The following is an 18,978-nucleotide window of genomic DNA, read 5'->3' as shown; positions in this document are numbered from 1 at the left end:
TGACAATACACTGCTCAAAAAAAATATAAGTGAGGTTACCGAAGCCAGGGTAATGTCTAAAATACTGAGCTATGAAGAGTTTATTAAAATCTATCCAGACAATGAAACCTGTTTCAAGTTTTTAAATGACCTCAAAGAAAAAAGAGGCTTTTGTTGTAAAAAATGTAACCATACCGAGTTTTATGCCGGACACCATCCCTATAGCAAAAGATGCACTGCCTGCGATTATGAAGAATCCGTAATCAATGGCACTATTTTTCAAAATAGCCGAATACCCTTAAATAAAGCATTCTATATGGTATATATAATTTATACTACAAAAGGCAAAATATCCTCCTATAAGCTGGCAGAAATATTAGACGTTAGACAAGCTACCTGCTGGGCAAATCTCAATAAGATTAGAACAATAATGCAGGAACGCAAAAAGGAATTTAAGGGAGCGGGAGAAGACGGCTGGAACAAACTGGCTCTGATTTAAAAAAATAAGCCAAAAAATACCCTTAATTCTCAGGCGTGTTATTTTTTTTTTACACTCCTTTCCATAAGATTAATTAAGCATTGAAAATCAATACTTAAGCTCAAAATCCATCATGGTATTAATACGTATTAATTTATTTTTAATAAATTGATAATCAGAATGTTATGTAATTTTTTATTTGCTTTTCTACTTGTAATTTGAATATATTCGTCTCACTATTCAATTAACCAAGTATAAATATTTTAAACCGCTAAGATTTTGACGAAGCAAAACCTACCCTTCAGATGGTGGCTATTACCTGTGTTGGTACTAATGCACCTGTCGGCTAGTAGTGCCGATTTGTTAACCAATATTCCAGGTAGAAAAACAACCAGCCTCAATGGCAAATGGCAATACATTATAGATATTTACGAGACCGGCTTTTATGATTACAGGTATAAAGAAAGAGCCGAGGACGACCCTGAAGCCTATTGGAATACTGATGTGCCTGCAAATTCTTTGGACAGAAAAGAACATGGCTATAATGACAAATATACCTTAAACGTTCCGGGCGACTGGAACTCACAGGCAGATAAATTCCTTTATTACGAAGGCTCGGTTTGGTACAAAAAAAGCTTCGACTACAAAAAGTCCAACCAGAACAACAAACTATACGTGTATTTTGGAGCCGTAAGCTACAAAGCAGATGTTTACCTAAACGGAAAGAAATTAGGCGCACACAAAGGTGCTTTTAGCCCTTTTAATTTTGAGATTCCGGCGGCCTTATTAAAAGAAAAAGACAATTTTTTGGTTGTAAAAGTCGACAACAAAAGATATGCGGATGAAATACCTACCTTAAATACAGACTGGTGGAACTATGGCGGCATAATTAGAGATGTTTGCCTGGTAGAAGTTCCCAACCAGTTCATTAGCAATTATTTTATCCAACTGGCGAAACCAAATACTGGTGTGAACTCAATTAGCGGCTGGATTGAGGTAAAGAATGCAACCGCCAATCAAGAGGTTGTGGTAGACATACCAGAATTAAAGATTTCCCAAAAGTTCATTGTCAATGCAACAGGTAGGGCAACCGTAAAAATTAATGCCCCTAAGCTTACACTATGGAGTTTGGAAAACCCTAAGCTTTATCAGGTAAACATAAGTACCAGTGCCGATAAGGTGAGTGAAAAAATTGGATTTAGAACCATAGAAGTACAGGGTGAGAAAATTCTGCTGAACAACAAACCCGTTTTTTTTAGAGGCATTAGTATCCACTCAGAAATTCCAGACGAGGGAAGGCGTGCCAACACACAAAAAGATGCCGAAAAACTTTTGGGCTGGGCAAGAGAACTAGGCTGTAACATGGTGCGTCTGGCTCATTATCCACACGACGAGAAAATGACACGCTTAGCCGATTCACTGGGCTTGTTGGTATGGTCTGAAATCCCTGTTTATTGGACAATCGATTTCAAAAGCCAGGAAGTTTTCGAAAAAGCAAAAACGCAGCTCGATGAAATGATAGACCGAGATAAAAATAGGGCCAGCATTATTATCTGGTCTGTTGGAAATGAAACCCCAGTAAGCGAAACCAGAACACTTTTCATGAAAAACCTATTGCAAGAAGCCAGAAAACAAGACCCTACACGCTTAGTTTCGGCGGCATTAGAAGTCAACTATCATTCGGAAGAGAACATGAGGTGGATTGATGATCCGCTGGGCGCATACGTTGATGTCGTTTCTTTCAACCAATACCTGGGATGGTATGGCGGAACACCTGAAAGTTGCAGAACGGCAAATTGGGGAACACACTACAAAAAACCCTTGTTTATAAGCGAAACGGGCGCCGAAGCCGTTGGCGGATATCATGCGGATGCCAAACAGCTCTGGAGCGAAGAATTTCAGGAATGGTACTACCAAGAACAGGTAGCCATGTTAAAAAGAATGCCTGCTAATTTCGTAGGTATATCTCCATGGTTATTGGCCGATTTCAGGTCGCCGAGAAGAAACAATCCCATTTATCAACAAGGCTGGAACAACAAGGGCCTGTTCGACCAAAAGGGCGAAAAGAAAAAAGCTTTCTATGTATTGAAAGCATACTACGATGAATTAGCAAAAAAATACAAATAACATAAGATGAAGAAGCTACTTTTTATACTACTTACTTTTACAACAATCACCTCATTACAGGCTACAGATAAGTTCTTTAGCGTGAAAGGAAAAGAGATTATAGACCGCAATGGCCAGCCCTTTTTAATAAAGGGAACAAACCTTGGGAACTGGTTGGTTCCAGAGGGATATATGTTCAAATTCAAGAAAACAAACGCTCCCAGTCAGATCCATGATATGCTCAGCCAACTTATTGGGCCTGCAGAAACGGCTAAATTTTGGGAATCTTTTCTCGAAAACTACATTACACAAGACGACATTAAATTCCTTAAAAGCACAGGGATCAATTCTGTGAGGGTTCCGTTTAACTACAAGTTATTTACCATGGAAAACTATATGGGAAGAAATGATGCTTCCAGAGGATTTAAATTGCTGGACAAGGTGATTTCCTGGTGCAAAGCTGAGGGGCTATATGTGATTTTAGACATGCACTGCGCACCAGGCGGACAAACGGGAGACAACATTGATGACAGTTACGGTTATCCTTTCTTATTTGAGAACAAGGAAAACCAAAAGTTGACCATAGATATCTGGACAAAGATAGCCAAAAGGTATGCAAAAGAACCCATCATCATAGGCTATGACCTATTGAATGAACCTGTTGCCCATTATTTCGATTCTAAAACACTAAATCCATTGATCGAGCCCTTATATAGGGAGCTAACGGCCGCTATTAGAAGTGTAGACAAAAACCATATCATTTTTTATGGCGGAGCGCAATGGAATACCAACTTTAATATTTTTTCCGCGCCTTTTGACAAAAAAGCAGTCTATACATTCCACAAATACGGAGACCAGCCCAACTATGGTTCTATTAAACGCTTTATAGAGTTTAGAGAAAAATATAACGTGCCCATTTACATTGGAGAAACAGGCGAAAATACCGATGAATGGGTACAAGAGTTTCGTGAGCTATTGGAAAAGCAGAATATTGGATGGCATTTTTGGCCATACAAAAAGTTAGACAATCCCAAAAACATTAGTTCTATACCTCTTCCCGCCAACTATCAAACACTTATAGATTATGCCGAGGCCAACAGAGGTTCATTTAAAGAAATCAGGGAGATCAAAATAGATAGGGCAGAGATCAAAGAAATCTTGCACCAATTTTTAGAAAACATCAAACAAAAAAATTGCTTGCCAAATACCGGATATATCAAAGCTTTGGGCCTTAAAGCCGAACAACAAACTCAAACCAAATAAACCAAGTATATGACAATAAAATTTACACCATTTTCTTATCTCGTTTTGGTGCTGTGCTTCTGGTGCAATTTTGCTGATGCACAAGAGCAAGTATCCATTAAAGGGGTAGTGCGGGACATTGATGATAATTCTACCATTCCCGGAGCAGTTGTAAAAGTAAAAGGCACTAACAATGCTACCATTACCGATAATGATGGAAAATTTACGATCAAAGCAGCTCAATCGGCTACGTTAACATTTTCTGCCATTGGCATGAAGGCAAAAGAAGTAGCATTAAAAAATGAGACCGAGTTAAATGTACTACTATCAAAAGATGTACAAACCCTAAGTGGGGTAGTTGTAGTAGGCTACGGCGTACAAAAGAAAAGCTTAGTAACAGGTGCCATATCTTCCATTACCGCAAAAGATCTGGAAGTTCCCGGAATAATGCGGGCAGATCAGGCATTGCAGGGGAAAACCCCGGGGGTAACCGTAATGATGAATAGTGGGCAACCTGGCTCTGGCGTAAGCATCCGCATTAGAGGGGTGGGCACCAATGGGACTAACGACCCTTTGTTTATTGTAGATGGATTTCCAAGAGGAGATTTAGAGGCGGTTAACCCGCGTGACATTGAAACGATGGAAGTACTAAAAGACGCAGCTTCGGCAGCTATTTATGGTGCCCGTGGTGCAAACGGCGTAGTTATTATCACTACCAAATCTGGCAAGGCTGGCAAAAGCAAATTGGATTATGAGTATTACAGAGGCTTTCAAAACATTAGAAAATATATTGATGTTTTGGATGCTACACAATATGCCCGTATCCAAAACGAGCTTCATTTCAATTCCAATTTGGCGCTTCCCTTTTCCGAAACAGAAATCAACAAAATGGGTAAGGGAACTGATTGGCAGCGGGAGATTTCTTATTTCAATGCGCCTATACAAAACCATCAGGTTTCGATCTCTGGAGGCTCCACCAAGAATACCTATAGCTCATCGTTTTCCTACTTCTCACAATCGGGAACTTTGGCCAAAGGCAAATCTGATTTTGATAGGTACACAGGACGTATCAACACCAAGCAAAATGTAATAGAAGGCATACTAAATACGGGAGTTAACCTTAACGTTACTAATGTTAAAAGGGCGGCTATTGCTACCAATAGCGGTAACTCTGGGCCCATATTAGGTGCTATCAACATGGATCCGGTAACACCGGTAATGAATGATGATGGAGCTTTCGCTATTTCTCGCTATGTATCACAGGAAATTGTCAATCCCATTGCTAGGATATATTACACGAATGGATCTTCGGGCTACACCAGAATAAATGCCGATGCCTTTGGGGAAGTCCAAATCATTAAGGATTTAAAATTAAAAAGTAGTTTAGGTTTGGCACTGCAGAACAACGAATCAAGAGGATATACACCCATCTATGAGTTAAATGCAACAAACAAAACCATTGCTACGGGCACTAGTAAATCTATGTCGGAAAGTAGAGATTTGAACTGGGAGAACACGTTAACTTACAATAAAAAAATAAGTGAACATACTTTTTCAGTCTTATTAGGAAATACCTTGAATACCGGAAGAGGCACCAACGTATCAGCATCAAAAAATGGATTACTGTATGATGATCCCGAATATGCTTATTTAGATTTGGCCAAGGATAATACCAGCGCAACTGCAACTGGAGGTGCTTGGCACTCGGGATTAGTCTCTTACTTTAGTAGGGCAACTTACGACTTTAACAACAAGTACATGATGACCGCCACCTTTAGGGCCGATGGTTCATACAAATTTGGGAAAAACAACAAATTTGGTTACTTCCCATCTATCTCTGCTGGCTGGAACGTACACAACGAAAAATTCTTGGAGAATATACGCTTTGTAAATTCATTAAAAGTTAGAGCGAGCTGGGGCAGAACCGGAAACGACCAAATTCCAGATTATGGGTTCGTATCTACCATTAGCACCTATGCCCGCAATTATTATTTCGGCTCAGACATACAGCAAATTGGAGCTTCGCCAGCAGGCGTATCTAATCCTGATCTAAAATGGGAAACTTCTGAACAGGCCAACATTGGGGTGGATGCAGAGTTATTTAAGAATTTCAGGATAACTTTAGATCTATACCGAAAAGCAACCAAAGACCTTTTGTTGCGAATTCCTATTCCGTTATATGTAGGTAATGGGGCGCCGTCTGGCAATGCCGGAAATGTAAGAAATCAAGGTGTTGAACTTTCTTTAGGCTACCAAAAAGATTTTGGAAAACTATATATCGAAGCCAACATCAACGGTGCCTATAACCATAACAAAGTAACCCATGTGGGCAATACCAATGGCTACCTTACAGGTGGTAATGCAGGTAATCAACTAGGTGACATAGCCCGTATGGAAGCTGGGTTTCCCTTAGGTTATTTTTGGATGTACACCATGGACGGCATTTTCCAAAACCAAGCGCAAATTAATGCATACAGAGGCCCTAACGGTAGTTTAATACAGCCCAATGCTTTGCCTGGTGATATCAGGTACAAAGATTTGAATGGAGACGGGATCATTGATAGCCGCGATCGCTCTATGGTTGGTTCTCCACATCCTAAATACAACTACGGATTTAACTTTACCGCCCGTTACGGCAATTTTGATGTAAACGTATTTTTTAACGGATTAGCCGGATATCAAATTTTCAACAGCTTACACCGATGGGATTTACCTACCGCCAACTTCCCTGTAGAAATTATTAACCGTTGGCACGGAGAGGGCACTACCAACTCCTATCCAAGAGTTGCTGCCGGAGATGTAAACGGAAACTTTGCTAACCCATCTACTTTCTTCTTAGAAAATGGATCGTACCTAAGATTACGTAATGCTTCGGTTGGTTATACCTTCCGCAACCTTAAGGTAGCCAAGCTAGACAAAATAAGATTATATGTAACGGGAAATAATCTTTTTGTACTGACCAAGTACACCGGTTTTGACCCAGAGGTATCGGGCGGAGCCTTAGGTTTAGGCATAGATAAAGGCGTTTATCCGCAACCTCGAACCATTATGGCTGGAGTAACTGTTGGTTTTTAATTAATGTAAACAAGTCATGAGATATCAATATATTAGATTAACACTGCTCCTACTTGCTGTTGGCCTGGGAGCTTGCAACAAAAACATAGATTTAGAACCAATTACTTCGGATACGGAATCTAACTTTTACCGCGACCAGAAAGACTGCCTACAAGGTCTTGCTTCCGCTTATAATGTACTGCTTTGGGATGCACCACAAAACCAAAATGCACCTTTTCAATTGATTAGCGAAGTACTGGGCGACAAGTGTTTTACAGGAGGGGCATCGGCAACAGACTTGCCCTCTTTACAAAGGGTAGACAGAGGTGCAATGCGTACCGACGATTTAACCCCAAAAGCGCTATGGTATAAATACTACTCGGGTATTTACAGAACCAACATCTTGTTAGAAAAATTACCTGCTGCCACTTTTGATGATGCAATGGTAAGAGAAAGATATGCTGCCGAAGCCAAATTTCTGCGGGCCTATTACTATTTTGATTTGGTTCGCCTTTTTGGCAATGTACCACTAATTTTAAAAGTGCTGGCGCCATCAGAATACAATCAGAAACAAGCTTCGCCAGAAGATGTTTACAAACAAATTGGCGATGATTTGCTTAATGCCATTAATGTACTGCCAAGGTACAAGAATACTCCACCCGATGAGTATGGAAGAGTAACTTCTGATGCCGCGAGGGGGCTCTTAATGCGTGTTTGGCTATATTATACCGGTTATTATAAAAAAACCGAAATGCCAAATGTATCATCGCAGCAGATTTTAAACATTTCGGAAGAAATCATCAATAACAGTGGACATGATCTATTGCCAAAATTTTCTGATGTATTCATAAGCGAGGCTCCATTTAACCACAATAGCAGGGAGGCGGTATTTGAAATTCAATATTCTTCAAAGGCCAATAGCGGAAATTTTAGCTACCGAGAAGAAGCCAACGGAAATCTAGCCGTAATGCTCTGGTCAATGAGAGATCCAAATTCGGCTTCCCCATATTCGGCGGGCTGGTCTTTTGCGCCTATAGATGCTGAATTTTACAACACTTTTCCAAATGATGATTTAAGAAAGGACGCTACTTTCCTATTGCCAAGAAACCAGTCCGTTTCTTTTACCCCAGGCTATCAGAATACCGATATCTTTCCTAAAAAATGGCTCGCCCTAAAAGCAAACCAGAGTACAAGGGGCGATTTCAGATTAAATTTCCCTAATCACTTCATCACTATTCGCTTTTCCGATGTGCTTTTAATGGCAGCCGAACTGCAACTCCTACATGGTGGAAGTTCGGGCAAAGCCCAAAGCTATTTTGAAAAGGTAACCAAACGAGCCCATGCTGCTGGCTACATTCCCCCTGCGGTAACCTTAGATGTAATCTATAGAGAAAGAGAGCTAGAGTTGGCTTTGGAAGGTGTAAGGTATTGGGATTTGATGAGAAGGGGATTAGATTATGCCCAATCTAAAATAGACATTAACAGGGGCGAACCTTTCATCAGTAAATTCAATAAAAATGCCGATGGCCTGTTTCCAATTCCACAGGAAGAGATCATTAATACCAAATACGTATTGAATCAAAACAAAGGTTATTTCTAAATCAAAGAAGATATGAAGAATTTATTTTTTATAATGCTAGTGTTTTTGACAGCTATGGCCTGTAAGAAAAACATCAGTCTGGAATCCCCAATTCCAGAAAGCGATATTAATATCATTATCCAGGAAACGGAAACACCCAATGTCTATCGATTTATCAATGGACAAATAGGCAATACGGCAAAGGCGAAATGGAACTTGGGCAATAGTGTTGAGGCCATTGGCGACACTGTTCTTGGCAAATATCCTTTTAAAGGAGAATACAAGGTAACGTTATCGGTCTTTAATGGGATAAAAATTGTAGAAAAATCTGTGTTGGTAACTTTCAAAAACGACAACTTAGATTTAGATCCGGTGTACGGCTTCTTAACAGGAGGAGTAAATACCCCCGATGGAAAAATATGGGTTTTGGATTCGCTAACAGATGGACACGTAAAACTGATCAACAATGGATCTACAACACCATGGAACCGCCTGGCCAAGAAAGATAAAGGGGTTTACGATGATGAGCTCACCTTTAAACTGGCCAACAAAGAATGTTTGTATAAAAATAATGGTTCTTCCTATTGTCATGGTGGTACTATAGATGGGATTACACAGTTCAGGTTAAAGGAACTGAATGCCAATTGGGGTACCGCAAGCACTTTTGCAGCAGACGGTGGTGATTTGATCATCAACTACAGCCCCAAAGACCCTATACAACATTGGGAAATGGAAATCAGAAATGGTAAACATTACCTACAGCTGAAAGGTGGGGCTTTTTTCTTCTTTTACAGAGGCGTATCGAATGTAATTGAGTATGAAATTACCACTATCAACGAAAACGAAATGATAGTGACCCATTATGAAACTGCTCCACAATCAAGAGCTAACGCTTTATGGAGAGATCAATACACCCTAATTAGAAAAGGTTACGTACGCCCATAACCAATAAATAACAACTTTATGAAAAGTAGATCTTTTATAAGAAATTTTCCTACACTGGCCTGCTTACTGCTGCTATTGATAGGAAGTTGTAAAAAGGACAATGACAGATACTATTCTGTATCGGATGACAGGTTCCAGATTTACAATGAAAAGTCCAAACTTACAGGGAACGTAGTAGAAAATATGCCCCTTAGCGAAGCTAATAAATTTAATATGGTGTTTGTCAATCCACCAAAAAATAGCGAAGCGATAATCAGCGCGGCAGAAGTTAATGGCATTTATATTGATGAGACCAGAATTAAATTGAGCGGTACATCGGTAGATATACCTGTAAAAGGAACACCCAAATACGAAGGAACATTTAACCTCATATTAAAAGTAAACATAGACGGCCAGAGCCACATCTGTAGCACAAAGTTTTATGTAGATCAACCAAATGTATCCAGTATTTCTATAGATCTATCTGAAGATCCTCTTTTCAATGCCATAGGAGAAATCTCAAGAGAATTTAAGGTGTATCCCAGATCTACCGCTTTTGAAATTACCGTTCCCACTGGGTTAACGGCAAGTATCGAAAACATAGATGCCGATAGGAGATTATTAAAGCTGGTGGCATCAGAGGAGTTTATTGCAGGAGAAATTACAGTTAAAGCCAAGTTTTTACAGGTTCCAGAAATGGTCAAAACCATAAAGGTAACAGCTTTCTCCAACGGAGATGGAACCGCTGCCAAACCTTACGAAATAAGTGATTTTGCAAGGCTTAGTAAAATACGTTATGGCTTAACCAGCCATTACAAACTGGCTAATGATATCTCTGGCAGTACATTTACCACCATTGCGGGCATATTCTCAGGCACATTGGATGGCAATGGCAAAAAGATTACCAGCGTCGTCATTAATAGCCCAACATCAGATAATAAAGCGTTATTTAATGAATTGGGTACTACTGCAACGGTAAAAAATCTGGAATTGGCCAATGTTACTTTTACGGCGCAGAATAATGTTGCGCTAATTGCAGTAACCAATAAGGGGGCAATTGATAACATAAAGGCATCTGGAACGTTGATAGGCAAGCAATATGTTGCCGGAATTACAGCAAACAATTTTGGAACCGTGACGAATAGCGACGTAACTGCCGTTGCGATATCTGGAGATAATTACGTAGCGAATTTTGCGGCCAACACCAATTCGGGTGCAGCACAAAATGGCAATGTGCTGCTAAGCACACCTACCACTTTTCCAATAAGCATTTATGGTGTTACCGCTGTAACCACAAGTAATTTTAGTTTCAATCCTGCCGATGGTACTATAGAAGTAAAGTCTAGCCCAAGTAATTTAACTGCAGTACCTGTCGCTGGTCAGCAAAAGGTAACATTCACGCCTGCGGCTGGGTTTATTTCTGGAGATGTGGTATTAAACCTAAAAAAGGGAAATGTATCCCTAGGCAAAACCATCAAGGTATATGCCAAACAAGAAGGCTCTGCATTTGACGGAGGAGATGGATCAATAGGAAATCCATACCTCATCTCAACTGAAGACGGCCTGATTGCCATAGCACAAGCAAGCGACAAAAATTATAAAGTAATAGCCGATTTCACCTTAACGAAACTTTGGAAACCGATAGCCAATTTTTCGGGAACGCTCGAAGGTGCCGATCATAAAATTAGTGGCCTGACCATAAATAGTACCACTGCAAACGAAGGTTTATTTTCAACCGTAACAGGCCTTATCAAAAATATCCAATTTTTAAATGTAAACTGTACCGCCACACAGGCTTTTGGTACGTTGGCAGGTAGATTGACAAGCGGTACACTACAAAACATCAAAATTACCGGCGACATTAATTCTACCAATACCGGTGATATATTGGGCGGCATAGTGGGCGAAATGTCGGGCACGGCAAAAGTAACCCAGATTTATACCAACCTTAACATCAAGGCTTCCTGTGGAATGGTAGGTGGTTTAGTCGGCAGACTTACCACGCCGGCATCTGGCCTGGCCGAAATATCATTTTCAACCGTAACAGGAGGCATAGAAATAAATGGTTCCAAAAACCGTATTGCCGGTATATTGGCCCGTGCCGAAGGAACAGCTATTGGCGGTGGCATGGTGAAAAACTGCAAATCGTCGGTAAATATTTCGGCCACAGCAGGCGTAATGGCCAATGTTAATGGAGTTGGTGGTATTTTTGGGGCAGACCAAAATGCAGGCATCGTACCAATTGACCAATGTCTTTTCGATGGAACCATCGCTTGCGGTTTCTCTGTTGGCGGTATTGCCGGAGTAGGCTCTACCATTACCAATTGTGCGGTTGAAGGAGCTGGCGCTAACCAGACCACAGCTACCATTAGGGCCACGGGAACACCAGCTACCGGAAACATTGGCGGTATTGCAGGTACAAATAAAGTAAAGTTAGAAAACTGTGTGGTCAAAAATGCCACATTTAGAGCGACCATATCTACTGCCGCCCTACCAGTTGCGGGTATTTCAAGTACCTATCAGAACAATGGCTACACTGCCAATAGCTTTGTGGTCAATACTTCTTTGGAAGGTTCTAACACCTTGCCTAATGCCAATAATGTCTTCCGTATTTCGGGTACAGCAGCCAATGGAACAGGTGCCAACAAAAAGAATTATGTAGGCCCGGGCATTGTAATTCCTGTTAGGGATGTACCTTTTGTTGAAGATGCAACAGGCTTAGACGGAGCTACGGCACCATCAACCAACCAGGCATTTTTCGAAACCACTTTAGGATTCAGCTTTACCATTTGGAAAATAGGAACTGATGGCTATCCTACCCTAAGAAACGTAGGATATAATGGCACCTATTAATCATGATAAAAATTAGACAGATGAAAACAATCAAGATATTATTATTGGCAGGTACGGTATTCTTCGGCTGTGCCAAGAGTAACGAGTATATTCCCAAAAAGTCTACAGTACTTCAATACGAAGTAAAGGGGAAAAAAGGTGCCGATTTCAGCACCAACACAAAAAATGGCACATGGTGGGGCAATACCATTAATCTGCAAAGCCATTGGTTTTATACCTGGGGCCTGACCATTCCTTTTGAGCTGGCTCCACAAAATGCAGAGTTTGTGCCCATGTTCTGGAGCAAATCGTCGGTTACAGATGCCAATATAGCCCAAATAAAAACTTTAAAAACACAAGGCAGGGTGAAATATATATTGGGATTTAATGAACCCGACCTGGCCGACCAAGCCAATATGAGTGTTCAGGAAGCCTTAAACCTATGGCCACAACTAGAAAGCATTGGGCTACCTTTAGGTAGCCCCGCTGCCTCTTGGCCAACAAATCAATGGATCTATGATTTTATGGATCAGGCCATTGCCCAAGGAAAACGGGTAGATTTCATCTGTGTACACATGTATGTAGGTACAGATGAAAATCACTTCGTAAAAATACTTCAAGATTTATACGACAAATACCACAAACCCATTTGGATCACTGAATTTGCTACCGTACATGATAGGGCAACCACCATGGCAGAAAACCCTTATACCCCCGAAATGGTACTTGCATTTATGCAGCGGCTATTACCAAAGTTGGAAGCTTTGAGTTTTGTACAGCGCTATTCGTGGTTTTCAGGCTCGCCCACCAGTGCCCGCCTTTGGCCGTCTGCTTTAATAGACGCCAATGGCAACCTGACCAAACTGGGCCAATGGTATGCAGACTATAAACCCAATACAGAAATAAAAAGATAAAATACTTAAAGGTTTAAAATACCAGAGCACTTTTATCCATCCTTTATTAACGCTAATAAAAAAATTATTATGAAAAGAATTTTTACCCTACTGATCATTGTTTTGGCGGCTCAACAGCTACTTGCCCAAAATTTTACCAAAGGAAACATTGTGGTATCAAGGCTTGGGAATGGCGTTAATTCCCTTGCTTCTGGCGCCCTCCCGGTCTCTATCGTGGAAATCAACCCCGTTACAAAGGCCGTTACAAAAACAGTAGATATTCCTTCTACCACAACAGGCCAACGTCTTTTAATCAATGGCAATCCTGCCGCTGGTTCAAACGAGGGTGGCATATCACTCTCATCAGATGGCAGATATATTGTAATTGGCGGTGCCGATGTTGCACTTTTTGATAATGACACCGGTCCTGACAATAAAAGTTTTGCAAGGGTCAACGTGTTGGGAAATGTAGATTTATTTACGATAAACGGCAATTTCTTTAGCGGCTTTATCCGCGCTACCACAAGCGCTAATGGGAGTGCTTTATGGTTTACCACCAATCAAGGCACCGCCTATGTGGCATGGGGAGCTACAGGCACATCACGGTTTACCACAACTGGCTCAAGATACATCAGTGTTATAGGAAATCAATTGTATACTTTAAGCGGTACCAATCCAGCAACCATATTAAGTTTTGGCACTCCACAAACAGATGCCACCACCAATAATGGTACAGCGTTAGCTGGTACTTCCAATAGTACCGTACAAAGTGGTTACGGATTTGCCATGCTCGATATGGACAATGCCATAAGCAATGCCATTGACGGAAATGATGTCCTTTATATAGTAGATCAAACAGTAGCTTCTCCAGGAATTGTTAAAATGGCATATAATACGGCCACTTCCACTTGGGAATATATAGGCAAATTGACAAGCACCGTTCCTTTCTATGGATTAACAGCCAGAAAAAACAGTCAAGGATATGTTGAATTGTTTACCGTAAGCAATGCTGGCGCAAACAACGATATCGTATCCATACTGGACGAAAATACACGCACTACATTTAATACCGCATTAACCACCAAAACAACTTTGGCCAGTGCAGGCGCAAACTACGTTTTCAGAAGTGTTGCATTTTCTCCATATGATAGCGCTTTACCCTTAAATCTGATATCTTTTGCAGGTAAATCCTCTTTTAATGCGGCAAAGTTTAACTGGCAGACCAGTAACGAAGTTAACGTTAATAGCTTTGTTCTAGAAAGAAGTGTTGACGGCAAAAACTTCAGTCCCATTAAGACCATACAGCCCAAAAATACAGGTGGTGTACACAACTATCAATCAGAAGACCTTGCCCTACTACCTGCCACCTATTATTATAGGCTAAAAATTATCGACAACGATGGTACCATTGCATTAAGCGATGTCGTAACAATTAAAGCCTCAGCCATTGTAAATTTATATCCTAATCCAGCCCAAGACCATATTTCGATAAATTTGGCTACATCTGAGAAAAAAAGGGCATTTATAGTCTATACCCTTGATGGAAAGCCTGTAAAAACAGGAACTATTGCCCCTTATGCTACTTATGTAAATATTGATTTAGCCCCGCTTAAGAGCGGCACCTATATATTGAATATCGACTCATCCAACCAAACCTTTATAAAAAAGTAGCTACCCTAAAAATTTCGGCAGCATATTCCATTTAAAGTAACTTAGCCGCTATTTGAAATGGAAAAAATTTTGGCAGTTAGGGTTTGGTGAGCTTGCCAAACCTTAACCACTCAACTATGGGTACCTCCAACTGTTTAGGTATTTTTATTCATTGAACGTTAAACGAGTTTCTAACTGACCAAAAAATAAAAACTAAAATATTTAGCTATTTTACTACATTTGTTAGTAAAATAGCTAAATATGTCTGATCGGTTAAGAGACAAACTAAACATACTGGCTGATGCTGCCAAATATGACGTTTCCTGTTCTTCTAGCGGAAGCGACAGAAAAAACACCAATAAAGGAGTTGGAAATGGCCATCAATCAGGCATATGCCATACCTATACCGAAGATGGCCGGTGTGTTTCCCTACTAAAGATTCTACTCACTAATCATTGCATTTTCGATTGCGCCTATTGCGTATCCAGGCGAAGCAATGACATTGAACGTGCAGCCTTTACCGTTGATGAGGTGGTAGAATTGACCATGAACTTCTATCGCAGAAATTATATTGAAGGTTTATTTCTAAGCTCAGGTATTTTCAAAAATGCCGATTTCACTATGGAAAGGCTAGTTCGTGTGGTAAAAAAGCTCAGGCTCGAGGAAAACTATAATGGTTACATACACTTAAAAACCATTCCTGGTGCCAGTGATGAATTGATGACCGAGGCTGGACTTTATGTTGACCGAATGAGCATCAATCTGGAAATGCCTACGGAAGTAGGCTTAAAACTACTCGCTCCAGAAAAAAGCCACAAGGACGTAGTAAAACCCTTAAATTTTGTAAGAAACCAGATCATACAATTTAACGAAGAAAAGAAACTTATTAAAAGTGTTCCCAAATTTGTGCCTGCAGGCCAAAGCACTCAAATGGTGATTGGTGCAACCGCAGAAACTGATAAGGAAATTATGCACACCGCAGCAGCCTTTTACCAGAACTTTTCCCTGAAACGGGTTTATTACTCCGGCTATATCCCTATTAGCAATGACAGCCGTATGCCAATATTGGGCACGCAGCCTCCCCTATTACGAGAAAACAGGCTTTACCAAACGGATTGGCTCATGCGCTTTTATGGCTTTAAGGTAAATGAATTATTAAATGATGCCAATCCCCATTTGGACACCGACATAGATCCGAAGTTGAGCTGGGCCTTGAGGAACCTGCACCACTTCCCTATTGATACTAACACTGCCGATTACCAGATGATCTTGCGCATTCCCGGCATTGGGATTGGTTCTGCCCAAAAGATTGTACAGGCCCGTAAATTTGGCAAGCTCTATATACATCAGCTTAAAAAAATTGGAATAGCCTATAACCGGGCCAAGCATTTCATCACTTGCGCAGATACACCTTATCAGCTCAATGATTTTCAAGCGCACCAAATTAAAGGGTTTATTTTGGCCGAGAGCCAGAGTAAATATTTAAAAACGGCAAACAACCAATTATTGCTTTTTTAAATCAGTTTGCAGTTCCCAACCTTACAACTTTAGAACTTTACGACCATTAAAAAAGCTCACCAAACCATGATCTACATTTTCGACGGAAGTTTAGAAGGATTGTTCTCTGCTGTTTTTGAATGGTTTGAAAGAAAGCCCGGAGAAGTAAGCCTAGTTACAGTAAAAAGGTATCAACCCGATGTCTTTACTCCTGCTCTGCAAATTATCACCCAAAGGGAAAAGGCTGATAGGGTTTGGAAAGGGCTTGCAAAAAAGTTGGATAGCACTTGGATGCGCAGATTATACACGGCCTATCTATCGGAAATCGATGAAGTTTATCATGATATTTTTCGCTTTGCGATCTATATTTTCAGCCATCCAGCTGGTGCCGAAAAAAACTACGGCAATGCACAGGTATTGCACATTGCACAAACCAGTAGAAAAGTAGAAAGAGAAAAACATAGAATGGAGGCCTTTATTAGATTCCAAAAAACGGCTGATGAAATATTTTACTGCGGTATAGACCCCGATTATAATGTGCTTCCCCTACTCATCAACCATTTCAAAAACCGCTATGCAGACCAAATGTGGCTCATTTACGACCTAAAAAGAAATTATGGCATTTTCTACAATTTAGAAAGCGTGGAAGAGGTGGAGATGGGCATTGATGTAAGTATGCTCAAGAAACAGGAAAAGCAACTTTTAGACGAGAGAGAATCCTTATACGCCGAATTATGGCGTAATTATTTCAAAAGCACCAATATTGTTGCCCGTAAAAACACAAAACTGCATACCCAACATGTACCCAAACGCTATTGGAAGTACCTTACTGAAAAATTATAACACCGTATTTAACATTATCTTAACTTATTAGCCGTAATTTAGCAACATGAAATTTAGTGTATTGGTTTTAATTACGGCTTTGGCGGTCGGTCTCTCTATTAGTTTAGTGAACTACCATTTTCAGGGAAGCTGGTATTATATGCTTATTTCTTTCGGCATTTCCTTTGGCACAAGTTTTCTGGTCTTTTATTATCTATTGGAAAAATATATTTATAGCAAGATAAAGCTCATCTATAAACAAATCCACAATTTAAAACTTGGAAAAGACCTAAAAGAAGCATTGGGCGAATATGTAAGCTCTGATCCCATTAATGACGTACAACAAGAAGTACAGGAATGGGCAGGAGCGAAAAAGAAGGAAATCGAGTTGCTTAAAAAACAGGAGCAATTTAGAAGAGAATTCTTGTCGAACGTATCACATGAATTTAAAACGCCTCTTTTTGCCATTCAGGGTTATATAGAAACACTAAAAGACTGTATTACCGATGATCCCGAAATGGCCATAAAATTTTTAAACAAGGCCGAAAATAATATAGAAAGGTTGAGTTATTTAATTACAGACCTTGACTCGATTTCAAAGTTGGAAACCGGAGAAATGCCTATTAACTACCAACGTTTTGACTTTGTTCCGTTGGTAAAGGAAGTAATAGATATACTGGAAGATAAAGCGCTTGCCAACAAAACCAAGCTTATCTTCAAAGAAAAGTATGCGTACCCTACCATAGTTCGTGCCGACAGAGAAAAAATTAGGCAGGTATTAATTAATCTTATTCAGAATTCTATTAAGTACGGTAAAGAAAACGGTTCCACCTCCATTAAGGTTTTTGAACTGCACGACCAATTTTTAATAGAAGTGACCGATGACGGTATGGGTATAGAGGAAAAACACCTGACCAGGTTATTTGAACGCTTCTACAGAATTGATTCGCATCGCTCACGCAAAGAAGGCGGTACTGGACTAGGCTTAGCTATTGTAAAGCACATCCTTGAGGCACACCAGCAAACCATTTCGGTAAGAAGCACGCCCAATATCGGTACTACCTTTGCCTTTACCCTTCAGAAAGGCAATTAGCCCTTATAAAATTTAAAGAAAAATATCAGCACAATAATAGACCATTGATTAATGGTTTGGCCTGTTTTAAACTACAACGTGCACAAAATCATTTCTTTTAAAGCTTACGCATATTAAAATAGTTAACAAAGTTAACATTAACTTAACATTGCGGTTTTACTTTTGCATCATATTTAAATACGAGTATGAATAATATATTTAGCTTCTTCACACCTAAAGACAAAAAATTCCAGCCTTTATTTGAACAAGCGGGAAGCAACGTTAGGAAAATTGCAGAAGCATTACTTGTGGTGGTTACCACTGACGATCTTGAAAAAAGAAAAGAAGCCATTAAAGAAGTTGAACGCCTTGAACATGTAGGCGACGATATTACCCATACCATTTTCATTGAATTAAGTAAAAACTTCATTACCCCCTTTGATAGGGAAGATATCCACTCCCTAGCTAGCGCTGTAGATGATATTGCCGATTATATCCATGCTTCTGCTGGTAATATTGAGCTTTATAACGTGGTGCATATTGGCGAGCCAATGGTAAAACTTGCCGAATTGCTGGTAGAAATGTGTACCGATCTTGAAAAAGCAATCAAAGAACTGAGAAGCTTTAAAAACATTCGGGTAATTGCCGATGCCTGCGTAAGAATAAACAGCGCAGAAAATCAAGCAGATCATACCTGTAACCTAGCTATTGCACGTTTATTTGAATTTGAAACGAATGCTATTGAATTGATCAAACAAAAAGAGGTTTTACAAACATTAGAAATCGCAACCGATAAATGTGAAGACGCCGCCAATGTTTTAGAATCTATTTTGGTTAAAAACGCATAACA

The 18,978-nt window shown here is 40.0% G+C and carries 12 protein-coding genes and 1 pseudogene; all 13 read left to right on the top strand.

Annotation, left to right across the window (positions count from 1 at the left end; genetic code table 11):
- Positions 1-478: pseudogene (locus JHD79_RS15655) on the top strand (chromosome partitioning protein ParA); the annotation flags it as partial.
- Positions 479-736: 258 nt separating this feature from the next.
- Positions 737-2,584 (top strand): glycoside hydrolase family 2 protein, encoded by a 1,848-nt coding sequence (locus tag JHD79_RS15650; protein WP_233164737.1) that lies wholly within the window; start codon positions 737-739, stop codon positions 2,582-2,584.
- A gap of 6 nt (positions 2,585-2,590) precedes the next feature.
- Complete coding sequence (locus JHD79_RS15645) at positions 2,591-3,826, top strand: glycoside hydrolase family 5 protein (protein ID WP_199120239.1); 1,236 nt, start codon at positions 2,591-2,593, stop codon at positions 3,824-3,826.
- 9 nt (positions 3,827-3,835) lie between these two features.
- Positions 3,836-6,880 carry a TonB-dependent receptor gene (locus JHD79_RS15640; protein WP_199120238.1) on the top strand — a complete coding sequence of 1,015 codons (3,045 nt, stop codon included), beginning with the start codon at positions 3,836-3,838 and terminating at the stop codon, positions 6,878-6,880.
- Between the two features lie 16 nt (positions 6,881-6,896).
- Entirely contained in the window at positions 6,897-8,459 is a 1,563-nt protein-coding gene (locus JHD79_RS15635) for a RagB/SusD family nutrient uptake outer membrane protein (protein WP_199120237.1), read from the top strand.
- Between the two features lie 12 nt (positions 8,460-8,471).
- Positions 8,472-9,383 carry a hypothetical protein gene (locus JHD79_RS15630; RefSeq protein WP_199120236.1) on the top strand — a complete coding sequence of 304 codons (912 nt, stop codon included), beginning with the start codon at positions 8,472-8,474 and terminating at the stop codon, positions 9,381-9,383.
- Between the two features lie 18 nt (positions 9,384-9,401).
- Positions 9,402-12,215 (top strand): hypothetical protein, encoded by a 2,814-nt coding sequence (locus tag JHD79_RS15625; protein WP_199120235.1) that lies wholly within the window; start codon positions 9,402-9,404, stop codon positions 12,213-12,215.
- 20 nt (positions 12,216-12,235) lie between these two features.
- Positions 12,236-13,108 carry a glycosyl hydrolase gene (locus JHD79_RS15620; protein WP_199120234.1) on the top strand — a complete coding sequence of 291 codons (873 nt, stop codon included), beginning with the start codon at positions 12,236-12,238 and terminating at the stop codon, positions 13,106-13,108.
- Between the two features lie 69 nt (positions 13,109-13,177).
- Positions 13,178-14,758: a T9SS type A sorting domain-containing protein gene (locus tag JHD79_RS15615; protein WP_199120233.1), complete on the top strand. Its 1,581-nt coding sequence runs from the start codon at positions 13,178-13,180 to the stop codon at positions 14,756-14,758.
- Between the two features lie 240 nt (positions 14,759-14,998).
- The gene (locus JHD79_RS15610; RefSeq protein WP_199120232.1) at positions 14,999-16,255 is read left to right on the top strand and encodes a putative DNA modification/repair radical SAM protein; all 1,257 of its coding nucleotides are present in this window, start codon (positions 14,999-15,001) and stop codon (positions 16,253-16,255) included.
- A gap of 66 nt (positions 16,256-16,321) precedes the next feature.
- A complete protein-coding gene (locus JHD79_RS15605; RefSeq protein WP_199120231.1) occupies positions 16,322-17,077 on the top strand; it encodes a TIGR03915 family putative DNA repair protein in 756 nt (251 codons plus the stop codon).
- 46 nt (positions 17,078-17,123) lie between these two features.
- Positions 17,124-18,149: a cell wall metabolism sensor histidine kinase WalK gene (locus JHD79_RS15600; protein WP_199120230.1), complete on the top strand. Its 1,026-nt coding sequence runs from the start codon at positions 17,124-17,126 to the stop codon at positions 18,147-18,149.
- 185 nt (positions 18,150-18,334) lie between these two features.
- Entirely contained in the window at positions 18,335-18,976 is a 642-nt protein-coding gene (locus JHD79_RS15595) for a DUF47 domain-containing protein (RefSeq protein WP_199120229.1), read from the top strand.
- Positions 18,977-18,978 lie beyond the last annotated feature (2 nt).

The sequence above is a fragment of the Pedobacter sp. ASV28 genome (assembly GCF_016428855.1).
Taxonomy (GTDB): domain Bacteria; phylum Bacteroidota; class Bacteroidia; order Sphingobacteriales; family Sphingobacteriaceae; genus Pedobacter.
This window is presented reverse-complemented; position numbering and strand designations above follow the sequence as displayed.